The 16,532-nt window shown below is 41.4% G+C and carries 7 protein-coding genes; all 7 read right to left on the bottom strand.

Going from position 1 to position 16,532, the window contains the following annotated elements; all coding sequences use genetic code 11:
* Positions 1-7: 7 nt before the first annotated feature.
* Positions 8-3,721: a pullulanase gene (locus H7U02_RS04375; RefSeq protein ID WP_110981389.1), complete on the bottom strand. Its 3,714-nt coding sequence runs from the start codon at positions 3,719-3,721 to the stop codon at positions 8-10.
* A 120-nt stretch (positions 3,722-3,841) separates the two neighbouring features.
* Positions 3,842-6,784: a GBS Bsp-like repeat-containing protein gene (locus H7U02_RS04370; protein WP_110981388.1), complete on the bottom strand. Its 2,943-nt coding sequence runs from the start codon at positions 6,782-6,784 to the stop codon at positions 3,842-3,844.
* 293 nt (positions 6,785-7,077) lie between these two features.
* The gene (locus H7U02_RS04365; RefSeq protein ID WP_110981387.1) at positions 7,078-10,629 is read right to left on the bottom strand and encodes a GBS Bsp-like repeat-containing protein; all 3,552 of its coding nucleotides are present in this window, start codon (positions 10,627-10,629) and stop codon (positions 7,078-7,080) included.
* 272 nt (positions 10,630-10,901) lie between these two features.
* Positions 10,902-12,659 carry a dihydrolipoyl dehydrogenase gene (gene lpdA, locus H7U02_RS04360; RefSeq protein WP_110981386.1) on the bottom strand — a complete coding sequence of 586 codons (1,758 nt, stop codon included), beginning with the start codon at positions 12,657-12,659 and terminating at the stop codon, positions 10,902-10,904.
* A gap of 180 nt (positions 12,660-12,839) precedes the next feature.
* Positions 12,840-14,228 carry a dihydrolipoamide acetyltransferase gene (locus tag H7U02_RS04355; RefSeq protein ID WP_110981385.1) on the bottom strand — a complete coding sequence of 463 codons (1,389 nt, stop codon included), beginning with the start codon at positions 14,226-14,228 and terminating at the stop codon, positions 12,840-12,842.
* 236 nt (positions 14,229-14,464) lie between these two features.
* Positions 14,465-15,463: an alpha-ketoacid dehydrogenase subunit beta gene (locus tag H7U02_RS04350; RefSeq protein WP_110981384.1), complete on the bottom strand. Its 999-nt coding sequence runs from the start codon at positions 15,461-15,463 to the stop codon at positions 14,465-14,467.
* Between the two features lie 24 nt (positions 15,464-15,487).
* Positions 15,488-16,459, bottom strand: coding sequence for a thiamine pyrophosphate-dependent dehydrogenase E1 component subunit alpha (locus H7U02_RS04345; RefSeq protein ID WP_037597784.1), 972 nt, complete (start codon positions 16,457-16,459; stop codon positions 15,488-15,490).
* Positions 16,460-16,532 lie beyond the last annotated feature (73 nt).

Genomic DNA, 16,532 nt, shown 5'->3' with positions numbered 1-16,532 from the left:
CTACTTATTATTTTGTACGACGTTTTCGAAGGAATCCTAGACTAAGAATACTTAGCAGACCTGCTACAAAGAGTCCACGATTTGTCTTTTCACCAGTGGATGGCAGTTGTTTATCAGTCTGATGACTAGCTTCAGTCTTAGCCTGACCATTATCACGATTAACAAGTTCAGCATCTCCAACAAGGTCCTCTTTACCTGAAGCCTTGACATTTGTTTTAGTTGCCTCAGTATTTTTACCACCAAATGACCCGGTCTTTTCAGAAGGCTGATCTACTGCCTCAGTTGGTGTTTTAGCATTAGTCAAACGAATAATAGTCGCTGTTAGTGGATCCAAGGTCAAGATGTGATTGTTGATTGCAACACCTGATAACTCACTAATTCCGGATAAATTGACTTGACTGCCATCTGCCAAAACCAGATAGGATAGGCCATTTGTAATCTTGCTCAAATCAAACTGACGAGCCTTGCTATCAGCATTGACATAGACAAGGTAACGGTCTCCATTCGAAGCAACAGTTTGGTATCCCAATACCAAATCTTCTTGAGCGACATTGTCCTGACCAGGAACTGTCAATAGCGTTAGACGTGCATCTACATCTGCTTTTGATTTGAAATTGAAGGCATCTGTCGACTTACGTAAGGCGATCAAACCTTTGGTAAAGGCGCGAGTTTTCGTATTCTCTGGGAAGGCCTGGCTATCAGTTGCTTTAGTCCAGTCAAAATGATTGACGGCATCACTAGAATCATAAGAATCATGGATAAAGTAAGGATAGTCAAATGGATTGCCCTTTTCATCCACTAAGAGATGTGACTTATTCGGCACCTTGTCCTCAGACACAGGATAACGGTAGGCAGGATCACGGAACTGTTTGGTGCGGCCGTATTCCTGACCAGAGTGAATAAATGGTGTTCCCTGAGCTGTCAAGACCATAAGGTTTCCTAGACGCAAGCGACGATGAATTTCAGCATTATTCTCAGGCTTGCTTGGATCTTTCTTGATTGATTGGGCGATGATATCAAAAAGGGTCAAATTATCGTGAGCAGCAATATATTGAATCACATCACCTGGAGAATCAGCCTCGAAGTTAGTTGGCTGTGCCTTGATATTGTCAAAGACCTTATTAATATCACGTTTGCCACCTGTGATAAAGGCAGGTGTCCCCTCGTTTGGATAACCTGATTTGAGGGTGTTTCGAATATCGTCTGAAAATACAGCTACGGTATCTGTGTCTTTCATCCAAGACTGATCGGCAGGCTGAACAGGGCTATTTTCATCGCCAGTATAAGTCACCCAGCCCTCACCAAGCATAATAAGGTTTGGATTAAGGGCACTTGCAGCATGGTAAGCTTGCTCGATACTTTCAGCATCATGGTCACCCATCATATCAAAACGGAAACCATCCACCTTGTATTCCTTAGTAAGATAAGCAATCGAATCAACCAAGACACGACGACTCATATAGTGAGTCGTGCCTAGACGACCCCCTCCAAAACTCGAACGAGGAGTACCATCAGCATCCATAAAGTGATAATAATTTGGCTCAAGGTCTTCAAAAATAGCTGTCTTGGCTGTATGATTATAGACTACATCCAAGATAACGCCCATACCGTGGGCATGAATAGCAGCAACTAAATTCTTGAATTCTTCGATACGTTTAGCTGGTTCATTTGGGTTTTCAGAATACATACCCGTCAAAGAGAAATAGTTTTGTGGATCATAGCCCCAGTTGTAGTTACTATCACTTGATGCATAGGCATCCAAACGCTTCCCATTTTGCATTTCATTGACGAAATAGTAGCTTAATACTGGTAAAAGCTGAATATGGGTAACACCGAGATCTTTAAGATAATCCAAACGCTCTGCAAAGGCTGCAAAAGTCCCAAACTGGTGTTTCAATTCAGCTGAGATAGCCTTATCAGAGGTGAAATCTCGGACATGAGCCTCATAAATGATGGCATCTTCTCGAGATTTAAAGTTTGGAATCTTAGCGTAGTCAAGATCTTTTGGTCCATAATTAGCAGGATCTACAAAGGCAGCCTTGGCAATCTTGTGTTCAGGTCCCTTGCTGGCATCGTCACTATTCCAAGCAGCCAAAGACTTAGCATAAGGATCCAAAACGATTACAGACTGATCACCACGTTTAATGCGATATTGATAGAAATAACCTGTTAAGTTTTCCAAACCAAGATCAGTCGCAAGCAAGTCAGCTTGCCAAGTACCTCGAGGTCCTTTGCTTAGGGCATGTTCAGCAAGAACCATGTCTTGATTATTCTTATCATAGACAATGATATCTACTTGATCTGCACTTGGTGACCAAAGTGTCACATGTGCCTTAGTACCATTCTCTTGAAGACGGGCACCCAATTCACCATCGTAACTGTAGAGCGCATCCTTCAATTGCCAACTCTCAGACGTTTTAAAACTATCATTGCCCAAAGTGACCTTGTAAGGCAGATTTTCCGCAGCAAAATCACCTGTTAATGTAGCTTTTTTGAGTTTAGCATCCAACTCAAGCTGTTTAAGAGTTGCACTGTTACCATCCTTGTCTGTCACCTTTAGGTCTTTGAGAATATCCTCAGATGAAACATCTTCTAAATTGGTGAAGCTAAGTTCGATTTGGCTTGGACTAAGCTGCTGAGCTCCAGTCAAACGCACATCCTTAACAAAATAAGGGTTGGTGTAGACTGTCGTATCAGTATCTCGTACGAAAAGCTGACGAGTTTTTTTCAAGTCACTAAATTTATAATCATTTGGTTGAATTTTCACATCATCTCCTGTTTTGCTCTCATCTAAGAGTAAAAATCCGATAGATTTAGCAGCCTCGGTTAGCGGAATGTCTAAATAGGCACCATATTTACCATTTGGTTGGAAATTGACACCATCAGGCCAATTACTTGGAGCATCCTTAACATCACCCCAATACCAGACAGACTTATTACTATAGTCGCCATCCGTACGGAAATAATTGATACGAACGTGATCTTGAGGGATAGGTTGATAACTGTAAACTTGAAAATCTTTGTCAATCCAAGCCTCATTCATTTGAGGGCTAAGAATTTCGACTGCTTTATCCCCTGAAAGGTTCGTTCCAGCGGCATTATTAATCAAGAAACTAAGCTTTTTAGGTGTTGAAGACAGCTTTACATCCAAGTAAACACCATAATTATCCTGTTTGGCTTCTGCAAATGAGGTTGCTCCTGTTGGCCAAGCACCTTTCTGAGATGATGGCGTCTCCACATCATCCCAAGTCCAAAGCCCAAGTGATGCCTTATCCTGACTTGGCAACTCTTGGAAATGCAAGCGAATAGTCCCCTCAGCAATAGGTTCCTCAGATGTATTAGTGAGAGCTTGACTATTATTAGTACTTACTGTTTTTGGCGTGTTTTCGCTAGTTTCAGTTAGATTGGTAGGCTCGGTACGGCTAGTATTTTCTTCTGAAAGAGAAACTGGCTCATTTTCCTTGGACACTGTGGCATTCTCGGCTGTTAGAGGAGCTGTTGGCGTTTCAGTTACTAGACCACTGGTGGTAAGACTAGAATCAGCTGATTCTACCTGTGTACTTGAGGCAGGTGTTGACACTACTTCTTCTGCCTTGACTCCATGAGTAGCAGCAAAGCTCAAAAAAACAGCTCCAATGGTTACAGAAGCCAACCCTAACTTGTACTTGCGAAGACTATAACGAAGGACTTTTTCGTCATTAGTTTGAGTATTTCTTTTCATACTAACTCCTTTTGGTTAACGTTTTCATGTTTTTTAATATACCATTTAGATTAGATTTATGCAAGCGTTTTCGCTCCTTTAAAATAAAAAAAGAGAGAACTATAAAATTCTCTCAATCTATTAGTTATAAACAGAATAATAACGCTTAATCCCTGCCACAATTGCGTTAGCTAAAGTCTCTTGATAAGCAGAGGTATTCAAACGGGCTGCTTCTTGAGGATTTGACAAGAAGCCAAGTTCAAGGAGAACTGCTGGCGCTGTCGTTTCACGCAAGACTGCAAAGGTTTGACGTTTCACACCCTGATTCTGAGCGCCAGTCGCATTAATAAGGCTGGACTGGATGGCATTGGCCAAAGTGTCACTCATACTCAAACGAGTCGGATTAGCATGGTAGGTCGCATTAATGCGTGATGGGTATTCTGCATAAGGTTGGTAATAATAAGTTTCGATTCCCTGTGCTGCTGAACTGCCTGAAGCATTGATGTGGATACTTACGAAGATATCTGATTCAGAGGCATTAGCTGCACGAGAGCGATCCGTCAAATCAACATAGGTATCGCTGGTACGTATGGTCACAACTTGATAACCTTCTGATTCTAGTTTAGCTTTCACACGGCTTTGGATTGCCAAAGTCAAGCTCTTTTCAGAAATACCAAAGTACGAAGCTCCTGGATCATAGCCACCATGGCCAGCATCTAGATAGACAACCTTATTTAAAACATCGTAGTTTCCTCTTGATGCCGAACCGATTTTCTTAGGTGCTACCACATCGGCAGAGGTAGCGCCAAAGCCGATATTCTTACCAGAAGCATCAACAATATAGCCATGAACGATATACTTGCCTGAATTCCACTTGTGCTGACTGGCTGAAATAGTCACCTTGTAGGAACCATCATCCTGTTTTGTGGCATTATGCCAAACAAGATCATCCTGACCATTTTGCTCAGACCAAACAGGTATTACCACACCTGAAATACCGCTTGGATTCGTCAGATTGGTGATAAGAACATCAAAAGTTCCACGATTTTTATCATTATTGGTAATAGTCAATGTTCCTTGAGTTTTAGTGATATCAAGTGTCACTTGTTTGCCACCTAGGCCAATGAATTTACCATCATTGTCAACCAAATAAACATGAGAATTATAAAGGCCGCTATCACCTTTATGGTTACTTGAACGAACAGTTACCTTATAGTCTCCATTAGCTTGCTTGGCTGCCTTGTACCAGATGATATCATCTTGACCGTTCTTTTCTGACCAGGTTGGAACTAGGACTTCTTTGAAACCTCGTGGCACAATCAAGTTTGAGATAACAAGATCATAGCTACCCGTAGCATTGTTGAGAGCAGTGATGGCAAGGTCGGCTTTAGGTTCTGACAAAGTAACTTTTGTTTGTGTTCCCCCTACACTGATTCGTGAGCCATCATTTTGGATAAAGTAAAGATGAACATTGTAAATACCAGTTACGTTTTTGTGGTTGGCTACCTGAACAGTAACCTTGTAATTGCCATCTGTTTGACGTGTAGCTTCATACCAACGAATATCATCTTGACCATCAGTCTCAGACCAGATAGGTACCTGAACCGTACGCACACCTTTAGGGCTATAGACATCACTGATGACCACATCAAAAGTTCCAGAACCATTGTTATTTAAGATAGAAATACTACCACTTGGCTTAGTTTCATTGACCTCAACCACAGCCTCAGTCAAATACTGGCGGTTACCAGTATTATCTATGAGATAAGCATCCGCTCTGTATTTTCCAGTTGAATGTTTGTGTTCTGAAGCCTTAATCGTCACACGATAGCTGCCATCTGCTTGTTTACTTGCCTTATGCCAAACTAAATCGTCCTGTCCATTAACAAGACTCCATGAAGGTATCAGAATCTCTTTAAGACCATTAGGCGCAACAATATTGCGAACCACCGCGTCAAAAGTTCCTGTCGTAGCATTGTTATTTTCAATCGTTAGGCTGGCACTTGGACGAGATTGGCTAACTTCCACCACTTTTTCAGTCAAGTAGAAACGCTTGTTAAAATTATCTACAATATAAGCATCGGCACGGTATTTACCGGTTGAATTTTTGTGGTCACTTGCCTTAATGGTAGCACGGTAAGAACCATCCGCTTGTTTCGTAGCCTTATGCCAAATCAAATCATCTTGTCCACCAACTAGACTCCATGACGGTACTAAGATTTCTTTCAGACCTGTAGGAGCTATGATGTTTTTCACCACAGCATCAAAAGTGCCTGTAGCTGCATTATTATTTTCAATAGTTAGGGTTGCGCTTGGACGAGAGTAAGTTACAGAGACTACTTTCTCAGAAATATAATGTCTCTTATTTGTTCGGTCAACAACATAGGCATCCGCACGGTAATTCCCAGCTTCGCCCTTGTGATCAACCGCCTTAATCGTTACACGATAAGAGCCATCCATTTGCTTAGCTGCCTTATGCCAAATCAAATCATCTTGACCATTAGCTAGACTCCAAGATGGGATAAGAACCTCTTTAACACCCAATGGTGCAACAATATCTCGAACCACCGCATCAAAGGTACCAGTTACCTTGTTGTTGTTCTCAATTGAGAAGCTAGCCTTCGGTTTTAAAACATCAGTATCATTAGATGAACCTGAAGCATGAGTCAATTTAGCAGGTCCAGCTACAACCTCGCTTGAAACCTCAGAAGAAGTCGATACCCTAGCATTTTCAGAACTCTCTACCGTGTTCGGCTGAACTACAGATTCAGATGCAACTCCTCTTGATTCAGATGCTACAACCGTTGTTGAGCTCGCTTGACTGACTTGTGGAGCACTTGAGTTTGTTACTTCACTTGTGGCTGTAGATGTTTCCGCAACAGTTAAACTTGGTCTTGCTGCTGGTGACTCTTGCGCAAGAACTGCTCCATCACCAAAAATATCTGCTGCAGTCGCAGGTTGATATTGGTTCCCTTCAGTAACTGTAGGCATTTGAGTGGCTACCTCATCCGCACTGGCTACCTGAGTGGTCACCGCCATGAGGACAGCTGCACTAGCATAGTAGATAAAATCTTTTGTTCGCATTTAACTTTCCTTTGACACTTTTTAATACGTCACCCATTTTACCATAGAAAATATCTTACGAATAGAGGAAAAGTGATAATTCTCTAAAAAAACTACAAAAATGATAAAAATTTAAGTAATTTCTATACTAATAGTACTAACACAACCCAAATTAATAACGTAAAAACCTATAAATATAAGATTTCAACCCTGTATATAATATTCTGAAAATAGGTAAATAACAAGATAACTATCAAAAATCAACACTAAAAAAGCCCTTAGAAGTTTCCTTCTAAAGACCTTTGATTGATAGATTAAGCAAAGACAGAGAAGAATGGTGCACCAAGCTTAGTATCCATTGAATCTCTACTCTGAACACCATGAATGTAATCCAATGAATACCATCCATTGTTATTGGCGTTAAATGGATCACGAACATATGTTTTACCATTATCATAGCCATGAAGTACGATTTCATGCGTGTAAGGATAATTGATAAATTGACTTGCTCCTACTGCCGCCAAAACGTGTTGCCCTGACATCAAAGCTGAGGCAATGTTAGCAATACTTGAAAGTACGTTGCTCTTCAGACCCCAATTTTTACTTGCTAATACAATACCATCTGCATCAGTACCAGCGACTGATGTTTTGTTAAATGAATTTGTATTGTAGTACAAATAATCCGCAACTGTCGTTGGTGCAATGACAGTTCCCAAGATATCTGTAAAAGTCATGGCAAGTGATGTTGGAACACAGCCAGATTGATCCATATTGCTGACACCATACCACTTAGAAGCCCAACGAGGGTCACGTTGAGAATAATAAGTCGTCTGAGGTTCAACACGACGATTACGTGGAGCAAGAGCTGTCTCACCAAGGTTAAATCCGTCTACAGTATTGTCTACATAATCTACATAAACGTGAGTCGTATAGTTACCTATGAGATTCTTATGATTAACAGTCGATACATTGATTTCAGTATGTGTTCCAGTAGGTGCTGTATTGTACCAAGAAAGGTTTCCTTGGTTACTTTCTGACCATACAGCTACACGAATATTCTTAATCTGACGTCCTTGTGGCGCTTGATCAACTACAACTGTAAAACTACCTGCTTCTGAATTAACATTAGTGATATAGGTTTGCGTTTTAGTCTTAGCATTACGGAATTCAACTGTTGTCGTTGTCCCTCCTACACCAACTTGTGACCCATCATTTAAAATGTAGTACAAATGAATATTGTACAAACCTGTTGAATTTTTGTGGTTAGTAGCTTGAACATTTACCGTATAAGTGCCATTAGCTTGACGTGTGGCTTCATACCAACGAATGTCATCTTGACCATCTTTTTCAGACCAAATAGGTACTTGAACAGTACGAACACCTTTAGAACCATAGACATCACTGATAATGACATCAAAAGTACCAGTATCATTATTGTTATTAACAACTGAAATAGTACCGACTGGCTTATTATGTTTTACGTCTACAATGGTTTCAGTGACATAATGACGTTGGTTGGCATTATCTACGATGTAAACGTCAGCACGGTAATTTCCTAGTGAATTTTTATGCTCACTAGCCTTAATAGTGACACGGTAGCTACCATCAGATTGGCGACTAGCCTTGTGCCAAACGAGATCATCCTGTCCATTAACGAGACTCCATGAAGGAACTAAAACTTCCTTAACCCCATTTGGTGCTACGATATTGCGGATAACAGCGTCAAAAGTACCTAAATCAGCATTATTATTTTCAATAAAGAGGCTTGCACTAGGACGAGTTTGAGAAACTTCTACCACTTTTTCAGTAAGGTAGAAACGTTTGTTAGAGTCATCTACAAGGTAGGCATCGGCACGGTACTTACCAGTTGAATTCTTATGATCCGTTGCTTTGATAGTCACTCGGTAAGAACCATCGGCTTGACGAGTTGCCTTATGCCAGATAAGGTCGTCTTGACCACCAGCTAAACTCCATGAAGGAACAAGAACTTCTTTCAAACCTGTAGGAGCAACAATGTTACGAACAACTGCATCAAAAGTACCTGCTGCAGTATTGTTGTTTTCAATCGTAAGGACACCACTTGGTCGAGCATAATCAACAGCCACTACTTTTTCAGCAATATAATGGCGATTGTTAGAGTTATCCACGATATAAGCATCGGCACGGTAATTTCCTTTAGTGCCCTTATGCTCACTTGCCTTAATGGTTACACGGTAGCTGCCATCAGTTTGCTTAGTCGCCTTATGCCAAATAAGGTCGTCTTGGCCATTTTCAAGACTCCATGATGGCACCAAAACTTCTTTAACACCTAGTGGTGCTGAGATATTGGTGATAACGGCGTCAAAAGTTCCAGCCTTAGCATTATTGTTTTCAATAGCAAAACTTGCTTTAGGTTTCAACTGCTCAGGTGTCTTACCAATGAAGACTTGCGTAGTTGTTCCACCAACACCCGTCAATTGACCATCTTTTTGAACATAATAAAGGTGGATATTATAAAGCCCTGTCGAGTTTTTATGAGCTGAAGCCTTAACGTTTACTGTATAAGTTCCATTATTTTGACGGTTAGCCGTATACCAGATAATGTCATCTTGACCATTAATTTCTGACCAAATTGGGACAGAGACTGTTTCAACACCATTTGGTGCTTTGACATTAGAGATGACAACATCAAAGCTACCAACAGTTGGATTATTGTTGACAATAGAAATGGTTCCACTCAAATTGCCTTGAGTTGCATCAACCTCAGCACTAGCATTAGCTGTGAAACGTCCTGTATAATCCACGCTGTGGTCGAAGACATGTTTACCTGGCAGGATATTAGCAGTTGCTGTAAACTGCCAAGCACCAGTTTTAGCATTGTAACGCATGTTTTTAGCGCTTGTAGCTGTAAGAGTTGATGATGGGTACTGTGCGACCCAGAAATTTTCGATACCAAATTGAGAGGTTGAGACAGGTCCACGGTAGCCTAGATTATTCTCATCCAACCAGCTGGCACTTGTGTAGAACATCAAGTTGTTGTATCCATGCTTACGCATTTCGTTAACCCAAGCTTGAGTGTTATGGTTGATATTTGGAAGCATCTTAGAGTCTTCGAAATCGTTAACCATAACAGTGCTCTTTGGAAGGTTAAGATTTTGTGCAGCTTGAATGTAGAAACGAGCCTCGGCACGTGCTTCTTCCTCTGTTGTGTATCGAGAAAAATGATAGGTAGATACTTGAAGACCGGCAATTTGAGCATTGCGAACTTGTGATGGTGCTTTAGGGTTGTTGTACCAAGTATCCTCAGTCAACTTAACAACGACACCACCAACACCTTGGCGTGCAAGAGCACGATAGTCATCTACACTGATTTCACCATTATGGCTGCTGACATCGATAAAAGTCTTCGGTTGCACCTTAAGAGTTGGCGAAGGAACATCCGTAGAATTCGTTAATTTAGCAGGTGTGGCAACAGCGCTGTTAGGGGCTTCAGAAGCTGTTGAATGTGCAGAAGCGGTCACACTCTCAGAGCTAGCGTTTGAAGTCACTGCTGATGTAGACGTAACAATCGTTGTTGAGTTAGCTACAGATGTTGATGCAGTTGCCGTTGCAGCCTCGGAACTCTGTGAAGCAGGAGACGTAGATACCACTGGAGCACTAGCTTTTGCCACTTCACTCGAAGCTGCGGGTGCTGAAACCGTTGAACTAGGAGTTACAGGTAAGGCTGCTTCACCACCAAAAATCTCAGCCGCTGTCGCAGGTTGATACTGATTCCCTTCAGTAATAGAAGGCGTTTGTGTTGCCACTTCGTCTGCTTGAGCAACCTGAGTAGTTACAGCCAAGAGAACAGCCGCACTAGCATAGTAGATAAAATCTTTTGTTCGCATTTAACTTTCCTTTTGCATTTGTAATACTTGAACCATTTTACCACAGAAAAACTCTCGTGGAAAGGGCGTTATTAAAAATTTTCTAAATAAAATAGAAATATTATAAAATTATAAACGCTACTAAAATAGCGACTTATCTTATTTGAAAACCCTTTAACTAACTATTCGTACTTAACACAAAAAATGCAAAGAAATTTACGAGATTTATCTAAAGATGAAAATTTGCGACAAAAGAAAAATCCTCGAACATCTGTCCGAGAATTTTATCCGTATTATTTACGCTTTGGTGGGTTATGGATTGCTTCTCCAAGTACGTCAGCAAAGGCTTCGTACATGTTTTCAGAGAAGGTTGGGTGACCGTGGATAGATTGCAAGAGCTCATCTACAGTCAATTCATTTTCCATAATTGTTGACGCTTCGTTAATCAATTCAGCTGCAGCCGGTCCAATGATATGAACACCAAGGATTTCATGGTACTTCGCATCTGCAACGACTTTAACAAAACCTTGAGCTTCGTTTGAAGCAATAGCACGTCCATTACCAGCAAAGCTTGATTTACCAATGAGGACATCACCATATTTAGCGCGTGCATCTTCTTCAGTAAGACCACACATTGCGACTTCTGGGTGTGTGTATACAGCAGCTGGTGTGTAGTCAAGGTGAGCCTTACGAACGTTACCATGCATAGCATTTTCAGCTGCAACTTCACCCATACGGTAAGCAGCGTGAGCAAGCATCTTAGTTCCGTTTACATCACCCGGTGCATAGATACCAGGGATTGATGTTTCTTGATAAGCATTCACTTTGATACGACCACGGTCTAATTCAAGGTTAAGATTTTCAAGACCATCCAACTGAGGAACACGACCGATTGAAAGAAGGGCGCGATCAGCTACAATCTCTTCACCATTATTAAGTTTAAGGGTCAATTGGTTGTTGGCTTCAACAATTTCAGAAACACCAACAGAAGTCATGATCTTCATACCCTTCTTAGCAAGGATTTTTTGAAGTTCAAGTGACACTTCTTTATCCATAGCAGGAATAATGCGGTCAGCCATCTCAACAACAGTTACTTCTACACCGTATGAAGCATAAACAAGACCAAGTTCGATACCAACGACACCACCACCCATAACAGCAAGTGATTTAGGCAATTCACGCAAGTCAAGGATATCATCTGATGTCATCACAAGTTGTGACTCAATACCAGGAATATTGATACGAGATACTTTTGATCCAGTCGCAAGGATGATATTACGTCCCTTGATTGTTTCTGAACCAATAGTAACTGTCTTATCTGGATTAACTTGACCAAGACCGTTAAAAATAGTGACCTTGTTAGCCTTCAAAAGACCTTGAACACCACCAGTAAGAGTCTTAACAACAGAGTTCTTAAAGTCAACTGTCTTATCCATATCGATAGTGTAGTTTGTTGACGCTAGGTTAATACCACGACCTGCAGCAATCTTAAGTCCATCAAGGATTTCTGCATTTTTAAGATAGGTCTTAGTTGGGATACATCCTTTATTCAAACATGTTCCACCAAATTCAGATTTTTCAACGATGGCAACCTTACCACCAAGTTGTGCACCACGAATGGCAGAATAGTAACCAGCAGGACCACCACCAACAACGATAATATCGTACTCATTGTCAGCAAGCGGTGCTTTTTCTGCAGCAGCTGCTGGAGCAGCTTGGGCAGGAGCTTTAGGAACTTCAAGACCAGCAGATTCTAATTGAGCAGTTGCTTCTGCAACAGGTGCACTGGCTGCATTATCAGCCACAACTTCACCCTCTGCTCCAATATAACCAATAACCTCAGTAACTGGTACTGTTTCACCAGCCTGACGGGTAATCTTCAAAAGAACACCAGAATCTTCTGCTTCAAGTTCCATGTTCGTTTTATCTGACATGATTTCAAGAAGGATATCTCCCTCATTAACCACATCACCCTCTTGTTTCTTCCACTCGATGATTTCGCCTTCCTGCATGTCCACACCGAGCTTAGGCATAATAATCTCAAAAGCCATATTTTATGATACTAAGAACGCTAAAATGCGACAGAATTTTAGGAGTTTTACGTTAGTGTGCTTGCACACAAGTAAAACTATCTAAATTCCGAAGCATTTCGTTCGAGTTCAAATCAACTCAAACGCTTTAACGCCCTCTCCTTTCTATTTTAAAACTTCAGTTTTCAGATATTTTTTTACTTAAATCAACAATTCCATTGGATTTTCAATCAAATGTTTTAAATCAACCATGAATTTAGCACCATTCATACCATCTACAATACGGTGGTCAATAGTCAAGCATAGACCCATGATTGGACGTACGACAACTTCACCATCAACAACAACCGGTGTCTGAATAGTTGCTGAAACACCAAGAATGGCTGAGTTTGGTTGATTAATGATTGGATTGAATGACTTGGTTCCGAACATTCCCAAGTTAGTGATAGAGAAAGTAGAACCTGACATTTCTGCCGCTTTCAATTTACCAGCCTGAGCTTTTTTGATGACATCCTTAGAGGCCACCACAAAGTCAGACAAACTCATCTTATCTGCACCATGAACGACCGGTACAATCAAGCCATCATCGAGACCAACGGCAATACCGAGATTAACAAATTTGTGTAATTCGATATTTTGCGCATCATCAATCAAGGATGCATTGAGGTAACGGTGTTCCTCTTTCATAAGGGTACGCACAACTGCCAAACCAATCAAATCAGTGAAGGTCACCTTCATGCCAGTCTTATTCATGATTGGATCAAGGACTTGCTTACGAAGAGCCATAAGGTTAGTCATGTCCACATCGTAGTTAAGGGTAAAGGTTGGCGCAGTTAAGTAAGAGTGCGTCATTCCCTTAGAAATAGCCTTACGCATAGCAGACATTGGAATAACTTCCACACCTTCTGGCAAGACTTTTTCTGGCTTAGCTTCAACCACAGGTGCAGCTGCAGCTTCCTTAACTTGGGCTGGGGCACTGATTACAAGGACATCTTCCTTGGTAATCTTACCACCAAAGCCTGTTCCAGATACGCTAGCTAAATCAATACCAAGGTCCGCTGCAATCTTACGTGCCAACGGAGTTGCCTTAGGTTGAGCACCCTTAAAGTCCTCAACGTCATCAGCATGAACACGACCTTTTGCTCCAGTTCCTGAAACTTGAGCGAGGTCAATCCCCAACTCACGCGCTACTTTACGTGCTTTAGGTGTTGCACGTACTTTGCCACCTTCGTGTACGACAGGGGCTTTGGCTTGTGCTGCCACTACAGGTGCTTCCACAGTAGCAACTTCTTCAACTTGCGGAGCAGCTTCTGTAGCTGGTGCGCTCGCAGCATTATCGGCCACAACTTCACCCTCTGCTCCAATATAACCAATAACCTCAGTAACTGGTACAGTTTCACCAGCCTGACGGGTAATCTTCAATAGAACACCAGAATCTTCTGCTTCAAGTTCCATGTTCGTTTTATCTGACATGATTTCAAGAAGGATATCCCCCTCATTAACCACATCACCCTCTTGTTTCTTCCACTCGATGATTTCGCCTTCCTGCATGTCCACACCAAGCTTTGGCATAATAATCTCAAAAGCCATATTTTATGATACTAAGAACGCTAAAATGCGACAGAGTTTTAGGAGTTTTACATTTAGTGTGCTTGCACACAAATAAAACTATCTAAATTCCGAAGCATTTCGTTTGAGTTCAAATCAACTCAAACGCTTTAACGCCCCCTCCTTTCTACTTTAAATTATATTTTCCGATACTCTCACAGTTAAATCAAGAAACACATTTTACTAGCGAGACATATCACTTAACCGTCGCTAGAAAGTTAGTTTCCTTTATTGGCCATCTTGATAATAGCAGCCTTAATCTTTTCAACATCTGGAAGAACCGCTTGTTCCAAGACACGCGCATAAGGTACAGGCACATCTTCACTTGCCAAACGTACAATTGGGTGGTCAAGGTAATCAAATGCTTCACTTTCAGTAACCATAGCAGCAATCTCACCGATGAATCCACCAGTCTTATATGCATCATTGACCAACATCAGTTTACCAGTCTTCTTAACTGACTCGAAAATCAATTCCTTATCAAGTGGGATAAGCGTACGTGGGTCAACGACCTCAACGTTAATACCTTGTTCAGCCACTTCTTTAGCAGCCTTAAGAACACGTTCCAACATACGACCATATGTGACAATAGTAAGGTCAGTCCCTTCACGCTTGATTTCACCTTTTCCAAGTGGAATGTAGAAATCAGGATCTTGAGTCACTTCCTCTTTCTTACCGTAAAGTGCTTTTGGTTCCATGAAGATAACAATGTTATTGTCCTGAATAGCAGATTTTAAAAGACCTTTAGCGTCGTTAGCATTACCTGGAGCAACCACTTTAATCCCTGGAATGTGAGTCAACCATGACTCAAGAGATTGTGAGTGCTGTGCCGCAGATCCAATCCCTGAACCAGAAGCTACACGGAAAGTTACAGGAGTCTTCAAACCACCACCAAACATGTAGTTGTTTTTTGCACCATTATTAACGATAGCATCAAGGGCAATCGTGATGAAGTCCATGAAAGTCAAGTCAACGATTGGACGAAGACCTGTGATGGCAGATCCAACAGCTGCACCAGCGATAGCTGCCTCTGAAATTGGTGTATCTTTAACACGTTTTTCACCAAATTCTGCTAACATCCCAACTGATGTACCGAAGTCACCACCATAGATACCGACATCTTCACCCATAAGGAAGATGTTTTCGTCTTTACGCATCTCCTCGCTCATAGCAAGGTTTACTGCCTCACGCAAGGCCATCATTTTTGTTTCACTCATACTTGTATTCCTCAACCTTTCTCTTTAGTCTACCCATACATCTTCAAAGGCAACTGAAAGTTCTGGATCTGGGCTATTTTGGGCGAACTCATAAGCTGCATCAACTTCTGCCTTAACTTGGCTTTGGATAGCATCTAACTCTTCAGCGCTTGCGATATTTTCAGAAACGAGATAGTTACGGTATTTAATAATTGGGTCGTTATTGTTCTTCCACTCGTCAACTTCTTCCTTAGTACGGTAAACACCTGCATCAGCAGTTGAGTGACCAAACCAACGGTAAGATTCTACCTCAACGATAGCGGGACCGTTGCCACCACGGACATGCTCAACAGCCTTGCCCATTGTTTCGTATACAGCCAAAACATCGTTACCATCTTCACAGTAGAAACCAGGAATACCATAAGCTTCCGCACGTGTATAAAGGTGAGGTGTGTTTGTAGCTTTATGAATATCCATTGAGATACCATAACGGTTATTGATGATAAAGAAGATAACCGGCAATTTCCAAGTAGCTGCCATATTGACTGACTCATGGAATGAGCCTTCATTAGTTGCACCATCTCCTGAAAAGGCCACAACAATGTTTCCTGTTTCTTTGTATTGCTGAGTGAGAGCTGCACCTACGGCAAGAGCATAACCACCACCAACAATACCGTTAGTTCCGTAGTTACCTTTTTCAAAGTCAGCCAAGTGCATAGAACCACCACGGCCCTTAGAAACACCTGTCGCCTTTCCTGCAAGCTCCGCCATCATTTTATTCAAATCCATGTCTTGGGCAATAGATTGTCCGTGACCACGGTGATTTGAAAAGAAGATATCGTCATAGCTCAAGTGTTGAACAGCCCCAACGTTGGCTGCTTCCTCACCAACTGAAAAGTGAGTCATTCCTTGAACAAAACCACGACGAACCAATTTATTAATACGTGAATCAAATTCACGAATACGTTCCATTTTAGTGAACATCTCAAGATGTGTCTCTTTAGAAAGTTTTACCATATCGATCTCCTCTATCGAAATTTTACTATACATCTAGGATAGGTTAAAAAAACTTAATGGGCAAGAAATATGC

This window comes from Streptococcus sp. 3.1, from assembly GCF_016648915.1.
GTDB classification, from domain to species: Bacteria; Bacillota; Bacilli; order Lactobacillales; family Streptococcaceae; genus Streptococcus; species Streptococcus salivarius_E.
This window is presented reverse-complemented; position numbering and strand designations above follow the sequence as displayed.